This is a genomic window from Streptomyces sp. NPDC014623 (assembly GCF_043088245.1).
GTDB lineage: Bacteria > Actinomycetota > Actinomycetes > Streptomycetales > Streptomycetaceae > Streptomyces.
In genome coordinates this window covers 1-15,549 of the sequence record NZ_JBIBZU010000025.1, presented here as the reverse complement: position 1 = coordinate 15,549, position 15,549 = coordinate 1, and the positions used below count along the sequence as shown (strand labels likewise).

Annotated in this window: 15 protein-coding genes; 8 read left to right on the top strand and 7 right to left on the bottom strand. The window is 68.7% G+C overall.

The genetic code is table 11. The features are described 5' to 3' along the window. The first annotated feature begins 142 nt into the window (after positions 1–142). The 6 genes from ACF1FZ_RS30350 to pknB all read left to right on the top strand — a co-directional run bounded on the left by ACF1FZ_RS30350 (position 143) and on the right by pknB (position 8,167). Positions 143–997 (top strand): FhaA domain-containing protein, encoded by an 855-nt coding sequence (locus ACF1FZ_RS30350; RefSeq protein WP_391776593.1) that lies wholly within the window; start codon positions 143–145, stop codon positions 995–997. A 10-nt stretch (positions 998–1,007) separates the two neighbouring features. Beyond that, positions 1,008–1,523, top strand: coding sequence for an FHA domain-containing protein (locus ACF1FZ_RS30345; protein ID WP_031090454.1), 516 nt, complete (start codon positions 1,008–1,010; stop codon positions 1,521–1,523). Between the two features lie 129 nt (positions 1,524–1,652). Further along, a complete protein-coding gene (locus ACF1FZ_RS30340) occupies positions 1,653–3,140 on the top strand; it encodes a Stp1/IreP family PP2C-type Ser/Thr phosphatase (RefSeq protein ID WP_391776592.1) in 1,488 nt (495 codons plus the stop codon). Positions 3,141–3,161: 21 nt separating this feature from the next. Beyond that, positions 3,162–4,562, top strand: a complete 1,401-nt coding sequence (locus ACF1FZ_RS30335) for an FtsW/RodA/SpoVE family cell cycle protein (RefSeq protein WP_391776591.1) — start codon at positions 3,162–3,164, stop codon at positions 4,560–4,562. Next, complete coding sequence (locus ACF1FZ_RS30330) at positions 4,559–6,016, top strand: peptidoglycan D,D-transpeptidase FtsI family protein (protein ID WP_391776590.1); 1,458 nt, start codon at positions 4,559–4,561, stop codon at positions 6,014–6,016. The genes ACF1FZ_RS30335 and ACF1FZ_RS30330 overlap by 4 nt, the downstream gene beginning before the upstream one ends. A gap of 168 nt (positions 6,017–6,184) precedes the next feature. Then, positions 6,185–8,167 (top strand): Stk1 family PASTA domain-containing Ser/Thr kinase, encoded by a 1,983-nt coding sequence (gene pknB / locus ACF1FZ_RS30325; RefSeq protein ID WP_391776589.1) that lies wholly within the window; start codon positions 6,185–6,187, stop codon positions 8,165–8,167. Between the two features lie 94 nt (positions 8,168–8,261). Here pknB and ACF1FZ_RS30320 read toward each other — a convergent pair whose 3' ends face one another. The 5 genes from ACF1FZ_RS30320 to ACF1FZ_RS30300 form a co-directional block, all read right to left on the bottom strand. After that, positions 8,262–8,990 (bottom strand): class E sortase, encoded by a 729-nt coding sequence (locus tag ACF1FZ_RS30320; RefSeq protein ID WP_391776588.1) that lies wholly within the window; start codon positions 8,988–8,990, stop codon positions 8,262–8,264. A gap of 25 nt (positions 8,991–9,015) precedes the next feature. After that, the gene (locus ACF1FZ_RS30315; protein ID WP_391776587.1) at positions 9,016–10,341 is read right to left on the bottom strand and encodes a class E sortase; all 1,326 of its coding nucleotides are present in this window, start codon (positions 10,339–10,341) and stop codon (positions 9,016–9,018) included. Continuing rightward, positions 10,338–10,976, bottom strand: a complete 639-nt coding sequence (locus tag ACF1FZ_RS30310; protein WP_391776586.1) for an aminodeoxychorismate/anthranilate synthase component II — start codon at positions 10,974–10,976, stop codon at positions 10,338–10,340. The genes ACF1FZ_RS30315 and ACF1FZ_RS30310 overlap by 4 nt, the downstream gene beginning before the upstream one ends. Continuing rightward, complete coding sequence (locus ACF1FZ_RS30305; protein ID WP_391776585.1) at positions 10,973–11,161, bottom strand: hypothetical protein; 189 nt, start codon at positions 11,159–11,161, stop codon at positions 10,973–10,975. The genes ACF1FZ_RS30310 and ACF1FZ_RS30305 overlap by 4 nt, the downstream gene beginning before the upstream one ends. 140 nt (positions 11,162–11,301) lie before the next feature. Beyond that, the gene (locus tag ACF1FZ_RS30300; RefSeq protein WP_391776584.1) at positions 11,302–12,069 is read right to left on the bottom strand and encodes a DUF881 domain-containing protein; all 768 of its coding nucleotides are present in this window, start codon (positions 12,067–12,069) and stop codon (positions 11,302–11,304) included. A gap of 136 nt (positions 12,070–12,205) precedes the next feature. Between ACF1FZ_RS30300 and crgA the strand changes: the two genes are divergently transcribed. Continuing rightward, entirely contained in the window at positions 12,206–12,460 is a 255-nt protein-coding gene (gene crgA, locus ACF1FZ_RS30295) for a cell division protein CrgA (protein WP_391776583.1), read from the top strand. Positions 12,461–12,699: 239 nt separating this feature from the next. Here the strand turns inward: crgA and ACF1FZ_RS30290 are convergent, their stop codons facing one another. Together ACF1FZ_RS30290 and ACF1FZ_RS30285 are read right to left on the bottom strand one after the other, a co-directional pair. After that, positions 12,700–13,614, bottom strand: coding sequence for a rhomboid family intramembrane serine protease (locus tag ACF1FZ_RS30290; RefSeq protein WP_391776582.1), 915 nt, complete (start codon positions 13,612–13,614; stop codon positions 12,700–12,702). Between the two features lie 156 nt (positions 13,615–13,770). Continuing rightward, complete coding sequence (locus ACF1FZ_RS30285) at positions 13,771–14,298, bottom strand: peptidylprolyl isomerase (protein ID WP_391776581.1); 528 nt, start codon at positions 14,296–14,298, stop codon at positions 13,771–13,773. Between the two features lie 347 nt (positions 14,299–14,645). On the opposite strand from ACF1FZ_RS30285, the gene ACF1FZ_RS30280 reads away from it, so the two are divergent. After that, positions 14,646–15,377 carry a DUF5324 family protein gene (locus ACF1FZ_RS30280; protein ID WP_391776580.1) on the top strand — a complete coding sequence of 244 codons (732 nt, stop codon included), beginning with the start codon at positions 14,646–14,648 and terminating at the stop codon, positions 15,375–15,377. Positions 15,378–15,549: the final 172 nt, after the last annotated feature.

Genomic DNA, 15,549 nt, shown 5'->3' with positions numbered 1-15,549 from the left:
ACACTGTCAGGAGGCCACCTCTACGATCCGTGTGAGAGGTGACACTCATCCTCTGTGCAGACAAGGGGAACCAGCCGATTTCCCGACGCGTGGATACGATCAGCAAGCAGTGCAGGGATGACGACACCGGAGGAGGTGCCCCATGGGAGTCATGAAGCGTTTCGAGCAGCGTCTCGAAGGTCTGGTCAACGGCACCTTCGCCAAGGTCTTCAAGTCCGAGGTACAGCCGGTCGAGATCGCGGGAGCCCTCCAGCGCGAGTGCGACAACAACGCGACGATCTGGAACCGCGAGCGGACCGTGGTACCCAACGACTTCATCGTCGAGCTCAGCACTCCTGACTACGAGCGGCTCAGCCCGTACTCCGGCCAGCTCGGCGACGAGCTGTCCGGCCTCGTACGTGACTACGCCAAGCAGCAGCGGTACACCTTCATGGGCCCGATCAAGGTCCACCTGGAGAAGGCGGACGACCTCGACACGGGTCTCTACCGCGTACGCAGCCGGACCCTGGCATCGAGTTCGTCACAGCAGCAGGGCCAGCAGAGCGGCCCCGCTCCCCATTCCCAGCCGAACCGCCCCGCCGCCCCGCAGGGGCAGGGCGGTTACGGTTACCCGCCTGCTTCCGCCCCGCCCATGCCTCCGGCCCCGCCGCCGGGCGCCGGGGGCTCCTCCAGCGACTGGCGCCCGCCGGCCGCGTCCGGCTCCGCGCCGGGCGCCCAGGTGCGGCGCTGGATCGAGATCAACGGCACCCGCCATCAGATCTCCCGCCCGACGTTGGTGATGGGACGAAGCACCGACGCCGACGTGCGGATCGACGACCCCGGCGTATCGCGCCGGCACTGTGAGATCCGGACCGGAACGCCCTCGACGATCCAGGATCTCGGGTCCACCAACGGCATCGTGGTGGACGGGCAGCACACCACCCGCGCTACGCTCCGCGACGGCTCGCGGATCGTCGTGGGCAGCACCACCATCGTTTACCGGCAAGCCGAAGGGTGAAGCGGGGGCAATGTCAGAGCTGACCCTGACGGTCATGCGGCTAGGTTTCCTGGCTGTTCTGTGGCTATTCGTAATCGTGGCCGTTCAGGTCATTCGCAGCGACCTGTTCGGTACGCGCGTCACGCAGCGCGGCTCACGCCGCACTGCCGGTGACGCCCGACCGCAGCAGGGGCGCCAACAACAAGCAGCGCCGCCTCAGCAGCGCCAGCAGTCCGGGCGCCAGCGCCGCGGGGCACCCACCAAGCTGGTCGTCTCCGAAGGAACGCTCACCGGCACCACCGTCGCGCTCCAGGGGCAGACCATCACCCTGGGCCGTGCGCACGATTCAACGATCGTGCTGGATGACGACTACGCGTCCAGTCGGCATGCCAGGATCTATCCGGACCGTGACGGCCAGTGGATCGTCGAGGACCTCGGGTCCACCAACGGCACCTATCTCGACCGGACCCGGCTCACCACCCCGACACCTGTTCCGCTGGGCGCGCCGATCCGCATCGGCAAGACCGTCATCGAGCTGCGGAAGTAGTACGACAATGAGCGAGCGGAGCGAGCGAGCCGCAGCGGTCCTGAAGACGGACCCGGCGCGGCTCCCGACCGGAGGGTGGGCAGTGTGGCTCGAGACCGGCTGTACCCCGAGCCGACGGGCGAGGTGCGCATGAGCTTGTCCCTGCGCTTCGCCGCCGGATCGCACAAGGGCATGATCCGGGAAGGCAACGAGGACTCCGGTTACGCCGGACCCCGCCTTCTCGCCATCGCCGACGGCATGGGCGGCCAGGCGGCCGGAGAGGTCGCCAGCTCCGAGGTGATCTCCACGCTCGTCCAGCTCGACGACGACGTCCCGGGCTCCGACATCCTCACCTCGCTCGGTACGGCGGTCCAGCGGGCCAACGACCAGCTGCGCGTCATGGTCGAGGAGGACCCCCAGCTGGAGGGGATGGGCACGACGCTCACCGCCCTGCTCTGGACCGGTCAGCGCCTCGGCCTCGTCCACGTCGGCGACTCCCGGGCTTATCTCCTGCGCGACGGCGTACTCACGCAGATCACCCAGGACCACACCTGGGTCCAGCGTCTCGTCGACGAGGGCAGGATCACCGAGGAAGAGGCCACCACCCACCCGCAGCGCTCCCTGCTCATGCGGGCCCTGGGCAGCGGCGACCACGTGGAGCCCGATCTCTCCATCCGGGAGGTCCGCGCCGGTGACCGCTACCTGATCTGCTCGGACGGGCTCTCGGGCGTCGTCTCCCACCAGACGATGGAAGAGACCCTGGCCAGCTACCAGGGCCCCCAGGAGACCATCCAGGACCTCATCCAGCTCGCTCTGCGCGGCGGCGGCCCCGACAACATCACCTGCATCGTCGCCGACGTCCTGGACGTCGACAGCAACGACACCCTGGCCGGGCAGCTCAACGACACCCCGGTCATCGTCGGTGCGGTCGCCGAGAACCAGGCCGCCCAGACGAACGACGGCCGCGCCATGGAGACACCGGCCGGACGGGCGGCCGGGCTCGGCCGCCCCGTGCCGCCGCCGGCCGGGGGCTTCGGTCCTCCCGGCAGCGGCGAAGACATGGGTTACGGCTCCGGCCCGGACGGCGCCTTCAACTCGTACACCGACGACGACTTCGTCAAGCCCCGCAGCCGCGGCAGGTGGCTGAAGCGGTCGTTCTACATCGTGCTGGCGCTGGCCGTCATCGGCGGCGGTGTCTACGGCGGATACCGCTGGACCCAGACCCAGTTCTACGTGGGCGCGAAGGACGACAACGTCGCGCTGTTCCGCGGAATCAGCCAGGACCTCGCCTGGGTGTCCCTCTCGAAGGTCGAAGAGGACACCGAGATCGAACTGAAGTACCTCCCGCCCTACTGGCGCAAGAAGGTCGAAGCGACCATCTCCCAGGGCAACCTCACCGATGCCCGCAAGAAGATCAGCGAGCTCGAAGCACAGGCCTCCGCCTGCGAGAAGGACGCGCAGCGCCGCGCGGCCGAGGCGGACACCAATGCCGCCAAGAACCAGGGCGAAACCGGCAGCGCCTCCGACAGCACGTCCGCCACGTCTCCCGCCAAGGGGACCAAGACCGCGACTCCCACTCCCGGCCCCAGCCTCTCGGAGGAAGAGAAGAAGCTGGCCCTGCAGTGCGGTAAGCAGTAAGCCGTAGGGGGCCTTCAGCACATGAGCGTTGTCACCAACACGACCACCATCGGCGCGATCGACGCGCCGAGCCGCCGTAACACCGAGCTGGCGCTGGTCGCCTTCGCCGTTCTGATCTCGGTGTTCGCGTACGCCAACGTGGGTCTCGCCCTCAACGGCGAACTGCCCGCCGGAATGCTCGGTTACGGCCTGGGCCTCGCGCTGCTCGGCGGCGTGGCACACCTCGCCGTGCGGAGGTTCGCCCCGTACGCCGACCCGCTGCTGCTGCCGCTGGCGACCCTGCTGAACGGGCTGGGGCTGGCGCTCATCTGGCGCCTGGACCAGTCGGAGCGGTTCCAGGCACTCAAGACGTTCGCCCCCGCCGCCTCCAAGCAGCTGATGTTCTCAGCGGTCGGCGTCGCCCTGCTGGTCGTCGTCCTGATCGCCCTCAAGGACCACCGGATCCTGCAGCGTTACACCTACATCTCCATGCTGGTGGCGCTGTTCCTGCTGATCCTTCCGATGTTCTTCCCGGCCGTGAACGGCGCCAAGATCTGGATCAAGATCCCTGGCGTCGGCACGATCCAGCCGGGTGAGTTCGCGAAGATCATCATCGCGGTGTTCTTCGCCGGATACCTGATGGTCAAGCGCGACGCCCTGGCCCTGGCCAGCCGCCGCTTCATGGGTCTCTACCTGCCCCGGGGCCGCGACCTCGGGCCGATCCTCATGGTGTGGGCGTTCTCGATCCTCATCCTGGTCTTCGAGACCGACCTGGGATCCTCACTGCTGTTCTTCGGCATGTTCGTCGTCATGCTGTACGTGGCCACCGAGCGCACCAGCTGGATCGTCTTCGGCCTGCTGATGTCCGGTGCCGGCGCTGTCGGTGTGGCGACGTTCGAGCCCCACGTCCAGGATCGTGTCACCGCCTGGCTCGACCCCTTCGCGGGCTGGGGCAAGGAGATGGCGAGCGAGCAGATGGCCAAGTCGCTGATGGCCTTCGGTTCCGGCGGAACCCTCGGTACGGGACTCGGCCAAGGCAACTCCGACCTGATCGGTTTCGCCGCCAACTCCGACTTCATCCTCGCCACCGTCGGTGAGGAGCTCGGCCTCGCCGGAATGATGGGGGTCCTGCTCGTCTACGGTCTCATCGTCGAGCGCGGTGTCCGCACGGCACTCGCCGCCCGCGACCCGTTCGGCAAGCTCCTGGCGATCGGTCTCTCCGGCTCCTTCGCCATCCAGGTCTTCGTCGTCGCCGGCGGTGTCATGGGGCTCATCCCGCTGACCGGTATGACCATGCCGTTCCTCGCGGCCGGTGGTTCCTCCGTCATCGCCAACTGGGCGCTCATCGGCATCCTGCTCAGGATCAGCGACACCGCCCGGCGTCCCGCCCCGGCTCCCGCACCGTCCCCGGACGCCGAGATGACCCAGGTGGTCCGACCGTGAACAAGCCGCTCCGCAGGATCGCGCTCTTCTGCGGCATCCTCGTCCTCGCCCTGCTGGTCCGCACGAACTACCTCCAGTACGTCCGTGCCGACGAGCTCAACGCGAACGAGCACAACCGCCGCGTCCAGATCGAGCGCTACGCCCACGAACGCGGCAACATCATCGTCGACGGCGAACCCGTCACGGGTTCCGTCGAGACCACGGACAGCGACTTCACGTACAAGCGCGTCTGGAAGAACGGCCCCATGTGGGCGCCCGTCACCGGCTACTCCTCGCAGGCCTTCGACTCCTCGCAGCTGGAGAGCATCGAGGACGGCATCCTCACCGGCAACAGCGACCAGCTGTTCTTCGACCGCACCCTGTCGATGTTCACCGGTGAGCAGAAGACCGGCGGGAACATCGTCACCACTCTGAACGGTGAAGCCCAGAAGGCCGCCTTCACCGGGCTGGGCGACAAGAAGGGCGCCGTCGCGGCGATCGACCCGCAGACCGGCGCGATCCTGGCGCTGGCGAGCACGCCCTCGTACGACCCCTCGGTCTTCGCGGGCAACTCCATGAAGGACTCCGACGCCCGGCAGAAGCTCCTGTCCGACAAGGACAAGCCGATGCTGAACCGGGCCCTGCGGGAGACCTACCCGCCCGGCTCGACGTTCAAGGTCGTCACGGCCGCCGCGGCACTGGAGAACGGCCTCTACACCGACATCGACGCGGAGACGGACTCCCCGCTGCCCTGGCGGCTCCCCCTGTCGACCAACCTGCTGCAGAACGAGGGGAACATCCCCTGCGAGGACGCCTCGCTCCGGGACGCCCTGCGTTACTCCTGCAACACGGTCTTCGGCAAGATGAGCGACGATCTCGGCAACGGGAAGATGATCGAACAGGCCGAGAAGTTCGGCTTCGGCAAGGAAGTCTTCACCCCGGTCCGGGCCGACGCCAGCATCTACCCGAAGGACAACCGGCCGCAGAACGCCATGGCGGGCATCGGCCAGGCCTCCAACCGCGCCACACCGCTCCAGATGGCCATGGTGGCGTCCGCGATCGCCAACGACGGCAAGCTCATGCAGCCGTACATGGTCGCCCAGCGCCAGGCACCCAACCTGGACGTCATCTACACGCACGAGAAGGAGCAGCTGAGCCGGCCGCTCTCGGCGGAGAACGCCCAGAAGGTGCAGCAGATGATGGAGACCGTCGTCGAGGACGGCACGGGAACCAACGCGCGGATCGACGGCGTCACTGTCGGTGGCAAGACCGGTACCGCACAGCACGGCCTCAACAACAGCGAGAAGCCGTACGCGTGGTTCATCTCGTACGCCAAGACCGGCAGCGGATCCCCGGTCGCCGTCGCCGTGGTGGTCGAGGACGGCAACGCCAACCGGGACGACATCTCCGGCGGTGGCCTGGCCGCACCGATCGCCAAGAACGTGATGAAGGCCGTACTCGACGGAAAGCAGTGACACCCGTCACAACTTCTGTCCACACCAGCACGTCGGGATACCGGTCGGATATCAGCTGACGGGTGCGGGCCGATCATGCCGGGAGCGCCCGGTAGCGTAAGTGCGAACAGCGCACCGCCGGACCACACACGGGTGCGGTCGGGACTGACGGAGAGGGCTGGATCAGTTATGGAAGAGCCGCGTCGCCTCGGCGGCCGGTACGAGCTGGGCTCGGTGCTCGGCCGTGGTGGCATGGCCGAGGTCTACCTCGCGCACGACACCCGGCTCGGTCGCACCGTCGCTGTGAAGACGCTGCGGGCCGACCTCGCCCGCGACCCGTCCTTCCAGGCACGGTTCCGCCGTGAGGCCCAGTCGGCCGCCTCGCTCAACCACCCCGCGATCGTCGCCGTCTACGACACCGGCGAGGATTACGTCGACGGGGTCTCCATCCCGTACATCGTGATGGAGTACGTCGACGGGTCGACGCTCAGAGAGCTCCTGCACTCCGGCCGCAAGCTGCTGCCGGAGCGGACCCTCGAGATGACTGTCGGAATCCTGCAGGCGCTGGAGTACTCGCACCGCGCCCAGATCGTCCATCGTGACATCAAGCCGGCGAACGTCATGCTGACGCGCACCGGCCAGGTCAAGGTCATGGACTTCGGTATCGCCCGTGCCATGGGCGACTCCGGGATGACGATGACCCAGACCGCCGCGGTCATCGGCACGGCCCAGTACCTCTCCCCCGAGCAGGCCAAGGGCGAGCAGGTCGACGCCCGCTCCGACCTGTACTCCACCGGCTGCCTGCTCTACGAACTGCTCGCGGTCCGGCCCCCGTTCGTCGGTGACTCGCCCGTCGCGGTCGCGTACCAGCACGTGCGCGAGGAGCCGCAGCCTCCGAGTAACTTCGACCCCGAGATCACGCCCGAAATGGACGCCATCGTCCTGAAGGCGCTGACCAAGGACCCCGACTACCGCTACCAGTCGGCCGACGAGATGCGTGCCGACATCGAGGCCTGTCTCGACGGCCAGCCGGTCGCGGCCACAGCGGCCATGGGCGCGGCGGGCTACGGCGGGTACGACGCCTACGGCAACGACCAGCCCACCACCGCCCTGCGGACGACGGACCCGGGTGGCGGCCAGACATCCATGCTGCCCCCGGTCAACCCGGACGACGGCGGCTACGGCTACGACGAGCGCCCGGGCCGCCGGCGCCAGAAGAAGAGCAACACCTCGACGATCCTCCTCGTCGTCGCCGGCATCCTGGTGCTCATCGGTGCGATCCTGATCGGCCGGTACATCTTCAGCTCAGACGGCGGGGACGACGGCACGTTCGGCGCGCCGAACATGGTCGGTACCACAGTCGCAGAGGCGCAGAGACTCGCGGACAACGCCGAGGTCGTGCTGAAGGTCGGGTCCAAGGAGCCCTGCGAGGACCAGGAGAAGGACAAGATCTGCAGCCAGACCCCGGCCCCGGACGCCCAGATGGCAACGGGTGAGACCGTGACGGTCGTCGTCTCCACCGGCGCCCCCAAGGTCGAGGTCCCCGACGTCCTGGAGAAGTCCGAGGACAGCGCCCGCAAGAAGCTGGAGGACGAGGGCTTCACGGTGAAGGTCACCGCGGTGGAGTCCGATGCGACCCCGGGCACGGTCACCAAGCAGGACCCCGAGGGCGGTACGAAGGCCGACAGGGAGACCGAGGTCACGATCACGGTGGCCAAGGAGGCCCTGCTCGATCTTCCGGTTCTCAACCGGTCCTACGCCGAGGCGGAGGCCCAGCTCCGGGGGATCGGCTTCACCAACATCTCCCGGCAGGAGGTCGACTCGGACCAGCCGAAGGACATGGTCGTCGGCCAGACTCCGGAAGGCCCGAGCAAGCAGGCCAAGGACGCCCAGATCGTCCTCAAGGTCTCCAAGGGCCCGGCGCAGCCCGAGCAGGTCACCATCCCGGGTGACATCGTCGGCAAGCGTTATCAGGACGCGAAGGGCACGCTCGAAGGCCTGGGGCTCGTGGTCGCGCTGGCCCCCAACTCGTCCGACAAGCCGAACGCCCTGGTGATGCAGGCCGCGCCGGGGGCCAACAGCCAGGTCCCCAAGGGCAGCACGGTCACCCTCACCACCCTCGGCGGTACGGACGGGGGCGGGGACGGCGGCTTCTTCGGCGGCCGGGGATAGCCGGACCGAGCCTGCCCGACGCCGTACGGACAGACACAGGGCCCCGGTCACCTCAACGGTGACCGGGGCCCTGTGCCGTCGTCCTCGTCCGTGTCTACCGCAGCTCCGCCGGCTTCGTGCGGTCCCTGTCCACCTTCTCGGTCCGCACCAGCTCGCCCCACACGATGTAGCGGTACTTCGACGTGTAGACGGGGGTGCACGTCGTCAGCGTGATGTAGCGGCCGGGTTTCTTCACACCGGACTCCTCGGGCACCGGGGCGATCGCGTCGACGTTGAACTTCGACGTCTCCGGGAGCTCCGCGTAGACCTTGTAGACGTACCAGGTGTCCTTGGTCTCGAAGACGACCGCGTCACCCTTCTTCACCTTGTCGATGTTGTGGAACTTGGCACCGTGTCCGTCCCGGTGCGCGGCGAGCGCGAAGTTGCCCTGTGCGTCCGAGGGGAGGGCCGACTTCACCGGATCCGTGTAGTAGCCGGCGATGCCGTTGTTGAGCGTCTCGGGGTCGGTGCCCTTCTTGACCAGCACCTCGCCGTTCTTCATGGCGGGGACGTGGAGGAAGCCGATGCCGTCCCTGGTGTCCAGGGCCCCCGGGCCGCCCGCCCAGCGGTCACGTACGGTCTCGCCCTGCGCGGCGGCCTCGCGGTCGGCGAGCACGTTGGTCCACCACAGCGAGTAGACGACGAACAGGCCCAGCACCAGGCCGGCGGTGATCAGGAGCTCGCCGAAGAGGCTCACCGCCGTCGCGACGGGATGACGGCGCCTGCTCCGCACCGGGACCACCGGCTCGTCGGTGCGCTCTTCGTGCTCGGTCCTCGCTGCCACCGCACCGTCCCTGTCGTGATGATGTTCAGCCGACGAGCGCGTCGGGCTTCCCCTCGCTGCGCGGCCGTTCGTCGACCATTTTGCCCCACACGATCATTCGGTACGTACTCGTGAATTCCGGCGTGCACGTCGTCAGCGTGATGTACCTGCCGGGGCCGGTGAACCCGGACCCCGGAGGCACTTCGTCGATCACGGCCACATTGGACGGGGACGTCTGCGGAAGGATGCTGGACATCTCGTACGTGTAGTAGGCGTCCTGCGTCTCGACCACGATCGGGTCGCCCGGCTTCAGCCTGTTGACGTAGCGGAAGGGCTCACCGTGGGTGTTGCGGTGTCCCGCCACCGCGAAGTTCCCCTGCTTCGCCGACGGCATCGCGGTCTTCAGCTCGCCCTCGGCGTAATGGCCGATCATGCCGCGGTCGAGGACCTTCTCCTTGTCGATGCCCTCGGCGATCGGCGCGACCACGTCGAGCTTGGGGATGTGGATGACGGCGAATCCCTGTCCGGGTTCGAAGACACCCGGACTGCGCTCGCCGCTCGCCCACTCGTCCTGGATCCTGTTCGTCTCCCGGCCGGCGATCTGGTCGGCGCGGATGTTGGTCCACCAGAGCTGGTACGTGACGAACAGGAGCATCAGCACACCGAAGGTGATGAACACTTCCCCGACGACCCGGCTGGCGACGACGGCGGGGCTGTCCTTGGCGGCACGGGCCGCGCGCCGGGCCTCCAGCCGTGACATCGGAACGGCGGGCTCCGGCGGTTCGGCTCCCCCGGCACGCCGGGGTTCGCCCCGCCGTCTCCCGCGGCCTCTGGCCGCCCGCCGGCGCTCGGCCCGGCCGCCGGTCGCAGTCGTCCTTGGGACGGGCTCCGAGGCATCGGTGCCCGCCCGCTGCGGTGCCCTGCGCGCATCGGCGGTCCGCAGGGCGACGGTCTCGTCACTCGGTACGGGACGGCCATCGGTGAGGGGCCGTACGGGGTCGGGGCCTGATGCGCCCGGCGCCGGAGCGGGCGACCCCGGTCCGGCCGGCACCGTCGCCTCCCGGACGGCTCCCGCCGCAGGAGCCGCTTCCGGCTCCCTTCGCCCGTACCAGCCCTTCTGATACCCCTCCGGGTCGTACCACCCGTCCGGGGGCTCCACAGGCCCCTGAACCGCCGTCCGAGGCGTCTGCCGGGCCCCGCCGTCCTGCTGGGAGGCCCCCGCCCGGAACCAGGGCGAGGTGTGCTGCCCCGGCAGCGGATCGTTCAGCGGGTCCGCGAGCTGCTCCACCGCCGCCTCGAACGTGCCGTCGGGCTCGTACGCTCCCTGCGCGTACGGACCTTCATGCCCGGTATGAGGGCGGGGTGAGGTCACGCGACGGCCTTGCCCACCACCGGGGCGAGCCCCGTCGATCTCCCGACGGCGCCGTGGTCACCACACCGCACCAGCCAGTTGGCGAGCATCAGGTGGCCGTGCTCCGTGAGCACCGACTCGGGGTGGAACTGCACGCCCTCCACCGCCTGTTCGCGATGGCGGAGCCCCATGATGATGCCGTCGGCAGTGCGTGCGGTGACTTCCAGCTCCGCCGGTACCGCCGTCGGTTCGGCGGCGAGCGAGTGGTAACGCGTCGCGGTGAACGGGGAGGGCAGCCCGGCGAACACGCCCCTGCCTTCGTGGAACACGGGGGAGGTCTTGCCGTGCAGCAGTTCCGGCGCCCGGTCCACCACGCCGCCGTACGCGACGGCCATCGACTGCATGCCCAGGCAGACACCGAAGACCGGAACTCCGCTCCGCGCGCAGTGGTGCACCATCTCGATGCAGACGCCCGCCTGCTCGGGTGTACCGGGACCCGGCGACAGCAGGACTCCGTCGAAACCGTCGTCGGCGTGCGCCGTGGTCACCTCGTCGTTGCGCACCACTTCGCACTCCGCGCCGAGCTGGTAGAGGTACTGGACGAGGTTGAAGACGAAACTGTCGTAGTTGTCGACCACGAGGATGCGCGCGCTCACCGGCCGGCCCCCGCTGCTCCGGCGTCTTCGCCGTCCACCGTCACATCGCCGAACGGGAGCAGTGGCTCCGCCCACGGGAAGACGTACTGGAAGAGCGCGTAGACAACGGCCAGGACGAGCACGAGCGAGATGAAGCCCCGCACCCATGCGTTGCCCGGCAGGTGCCGCCAGATCCAGCCGTACATGCTGTTGCCTCCATTCGGTACGGCACCAGACTAAACGGCCGGGGCACAGGCGTGGGTCAGCTGTGGAAAGCCGTCTGCCGGGCGCCCGTCACAGTCCCGTCCGTCCTCACGCGCACCCGTCGCCCAGGGCCCCCGGCGGGCTACTCCACAGGCTGTGCGTAATGGAGGTCGACGGTGCCCGAATAGCCGGGAAGCGTCAGCTCGTCGTCCTCTTCGACCTTCCACCCGAGCCCGTACGCCTTGACGTACAGCTGGTAGTTCTGGATCGCCGTGGAGTCCGTGAGCGCCTGCCTGAGCTCGCCGCGGTCGCCGACGGCGGTGACCTTGTACGGAGGCGAGTAGACCCGCCCCTGCAGGATCAGCGTGTTGCCGACGCAGCGCACCGCGCTGGTGGAGATCAGCCGCTGGTCCATCACCTGGATCCCACGGGCTCCGCCTTCCCAGAGGGCGTTCACGACGGCCTGCAGGTCCTGCTGGTGGATCACCAGGTCGTTGGGCTGCGGCTCGGGGTACCCGGGGTTGGCGGTGGCGTTCGGCGGGGCGTCGTTCAGCGTGACGGCAAGCGCTTCGCCGGTGACCTCCGTGGTGCCCGCGGCCTTCTCCAGTGCGTCGAGCTCTGCGTCCTCGGCGCGGGTGCTCCCGTCGTCGCGGCGGGCGAGGGTGTCGATGTCCGCGCGCACGGAAGCGGTCGATTCGTCCAGCTCGGCGTTCTTCTCGCTGCGCTGCTGAATGAGATCGGAAAGCTTCAGCAACGAGGAGTCGGTGCGGATATCGGTCCCCTTGGCCGTATTGGCGCTGGTCACGAAGATCAGTCCGGCCAGGGCGAAAACGGCAGCGGTGAGGCATTGGACCGGCCGACGGGACACGCGCCGGGCCGGGCCTCGAGGAGAGTCGGCAGAATTGCTCAACGTATCCTTATCTCCTTAGGCGCCACGGAAGCACTACGCTAACGGACGCCCCGGGGAGGCAGCATTCCCCCTCGCGCCCCGGCGCCAGCCACAGATCCCTGCGCGGTCACGCAGCGCATCGACAGGAGAGTCCCTCGTGCCGAAGTCACGTATCCGCAAGAAGGCAGACTTCACGCCTCCGCCGGCGAAGCAGTCGACGAGCATAAAGCTGACCAACCGCAGCTGGGTGGCACCGGTGATGCTGGCGCTCTTCCTGATCGGCCTGGCCTGGATCGTGGTCTTCTACGTCACCGAGGGCGAGCTGCCGGTCGACGCTCTCGGCAACTGGAACATCGTGGTGGGCTTCGGCTTCATCGCCGGCGGCTTCGGGGTTTCCACACAGTGGAAGTAGTTCTGCCCTGAGTTACCCACAGAGTTATCCACAGGTGGGGGAAAAGGTCGGACCGCCTGTGGATAACTTTTCTCGTTCTTGATCCCGCGTGACTGCGCGCTTACGCGTCGCGAGGCGGTACGCCCCTTGTCCTACCTGTTGAAACCCGGGTCGGCGACAAGGGGCACACCTGTTCCTCACGTCATGCACAAGATTCGGCACCCTCTGTGGACAACCGCTCCCGAGACAACGATCTCCGCTCAGGTGAGCGCAGCCGTCCTGATGAGGACGGCCACCACGACCATCACGAGGACCAGCGCACACACGCCGTACTGCACGGGATGCCGGTGCTCGCGCGGTGCGTGGACCATGGCGATCGCGATCAGCACGCCTGCCACCAGTCCTCCCCCATGTGCCTGCCAGGCGATCGCACCCCACGGGTTGAAGGTGAAGATCAGGTTCACCACGAGCAGCGCGATCACCGGCCGCATGTCGTAATTCATCCGGCGCATCAGCACGGCCGTGGCACCCAGCAGGCCGAAGACGGCGCCCGAAGCACCGAGCGAGCCCTGGGCGGGGTCGACGATCCCATAGGTGAGCGCACTGCCCGCGAGTCCCGAGAGCAGATAGAGGGTGAGATAGCGGGCACGGCCCAGCGCTGCCTCCAGAGGCCCTCCGAGCCACCACAGCCCCAGCATGTTGAACGCGACGTGCCACACCTCCTGGTGCAGGAACACCGACGTCACCAGCCGGTACCACTGGCCCTCCGCCACGCCTTCGAGACCTGCGGAGGGATCACCCGAGTAGGCCCGGCCGAACAGCAGCAGATCATCGACCAGTGGATGGCCCGACCGCTCGGTGATCAGGACCGCGACGAAAACGGCGAGGTTGATGCCGAGCAGGACCTTGGTGACCAGCCTGGGGTCGTCGGCGACGCTTCCGCCCGCCAGGGTCCGGGGCCGGTTCGCCGCGCGGTGGTGACCCGTGCCGGAACCTTCCCGGACGCACTCCGGACAGTGGAAGCCCACCGAGGCTTCGATCATGCAGTCCGTGCAGACCGGCCGCTCGCACCGCGTGCAGCGGATGCCCGTCTCCCTGTCCGGATGCCGGTAGCAGGCGGGCGGGCCGTCCGCGGCTGCGGACCCGTCCCGGTCTTGCGGCGGATGCTGGTCCATCGGTCACGGTCCCTTCGGTCCTCGTCCGCGGTGGCGGCACACATGCGACCACCCCGCTCGCCCGTTGTGCAGCAGTACGGACGAACAGGGCGGTTGGTTCCCGTGCGGGACGGCGGCCGTCCGGTCAGCGGCCCGGGAGGCCGCCGCCCCCTCGGATCAACGGGTCTCGACGACCACCGATTCGATCACCACGTCCTGGAGCGGGCGGTCGGTGCGCGGGTTCGTCGGAGCCGCCGCGATCGCGTCCACGACCTTCTTGCCGGCCTCGTCGGCGACCTCGCCGAAGATCGTGTGCTTGCCGGTCAGCCAGGCGGTGGGCGACACGGTCACGAAGAACTGCGAACCGTTGGTGCCGGGCCCGGCGTTGGCCATCGCCAGCAGGTAGGGCTTGGTGAACGCCAGATCAGGGTGGAACTCGTCACCGAACTCGTACCCCGGGCCGCCCGTACCGTTGCCCAGGGGGTCACCGCCCTGGATCATGAAACCGCTGATGACACGGTGGAAGACAGTGCCGTCGTACAGCTTGCCGGTGGACTTCCTGCCCGTCTCCGGGTCGGTCCACTCCCGCTCGCCCTTGGCGAGCTCGACGAAGTTCCTGACCGTCTTCGGCGCGTGGTCCGGCAGGAGCCTGATCTCGATGTCGCCCCGGCTGGTCCTCAAAGTGGCGTAAAGCTGCTCGGCCACGGTCTGCCTTCCGTAAGTCTTCGCTGATGACCACCGATCCTCGCACGGAGCGCCCTCCGCACAGCGTGGTCGCGGAGCCAAGAGGAGCAGTACTCACCTTGTTGCCCGCTTTCCCGCACCTTTCCCACACTTCCCACCGGCCGGATTCGGCCAGGCACCCGACGGCACGGAGCGCGCCGACACGAACCGTGGCATCGTCGGCGACATGATCCTCTTGCGCCGCATTGCCCGAGAATGACCTCGTGACCCGGATGCCCGTCCCGCATGGCGCTCGCGGCCCCAGCGGGCATGATTTCGAATTGGGTGGATAGGCGGAGTACCTACCCGCCACCAAGGAGGAGGATCCAGTGACCCGCATCGACAGCGTGCGTGCCGCAACCTACTCGGCGAAGGACAGCGCGCAGCACGCCGCGGAAGTGGTGGCGCCTTACGCCGACACGGCCAAGGAACAGGCCGCGCACTACGCGCAGGAGGCCCGCGCCCGGCTCGCGCCCAAGGTGTCGAAGGCAGCCGCACAAGCCCGCGTCCAGTACGGCGCGCACCTCGCACCGCGCATCGAACAGGCACTGACCCATGTGCCTCCCAAGGTCGACGAAGCCGCGCACAAGGCTGCCGCCCGGACGCGAAATGCCGCTCGGAGCGCAGCCGACTACACCGTGCCGCGTGTCGAGTACGCGGTGGCGGCGAGCCGGCCCGTGGCCGAGGAAGCCACCGCCCGCAGCGCGGCGGCGCTGGCCGCCCTGCGCGGACAGGTGACGGCCAAGGAGATCCAGAAGCTCGTACGGAAGCACGAACGGCGTGCCAGGGCAGGGCGTACGGCCAAGGGGTTCCTCCTCCTGGGCCTCCTGGCCGGCGGGGCTTTCGCCGCCTGGAAGTGGTGGGACAAGCAGGCCAACCCCGACTGGCTGGTCGAGCCGCCCGCCCCTACCGAGGTGGCCGACGACCGTGCCCCCCTGACCTCGGTCGACGGCAGCGGCGGGACCGTCCTCGACCCGGAGGTCCGCGCCAAGCAGGACGAGGCCGAGTCCGGATCCGGATCCAGTCCGGCGGACAGTGCCGACCGCGACGACCAGCGCTGACCTGGCCACACCGGGACGACACCGGAGAGGGGCGGGGGGGGGGGGGGGGGGGGGGCCCCCCCCCCCCCCCCGGGGCCGCCGCCCCCCCCCCCCCCCCCCCCCCCCCCCCCCGCCCCCCCCCCCCCCCCCCCCCCCCCCCCCCCCCCCCCCCCCCCCCCCGCCCCCCCCCCCC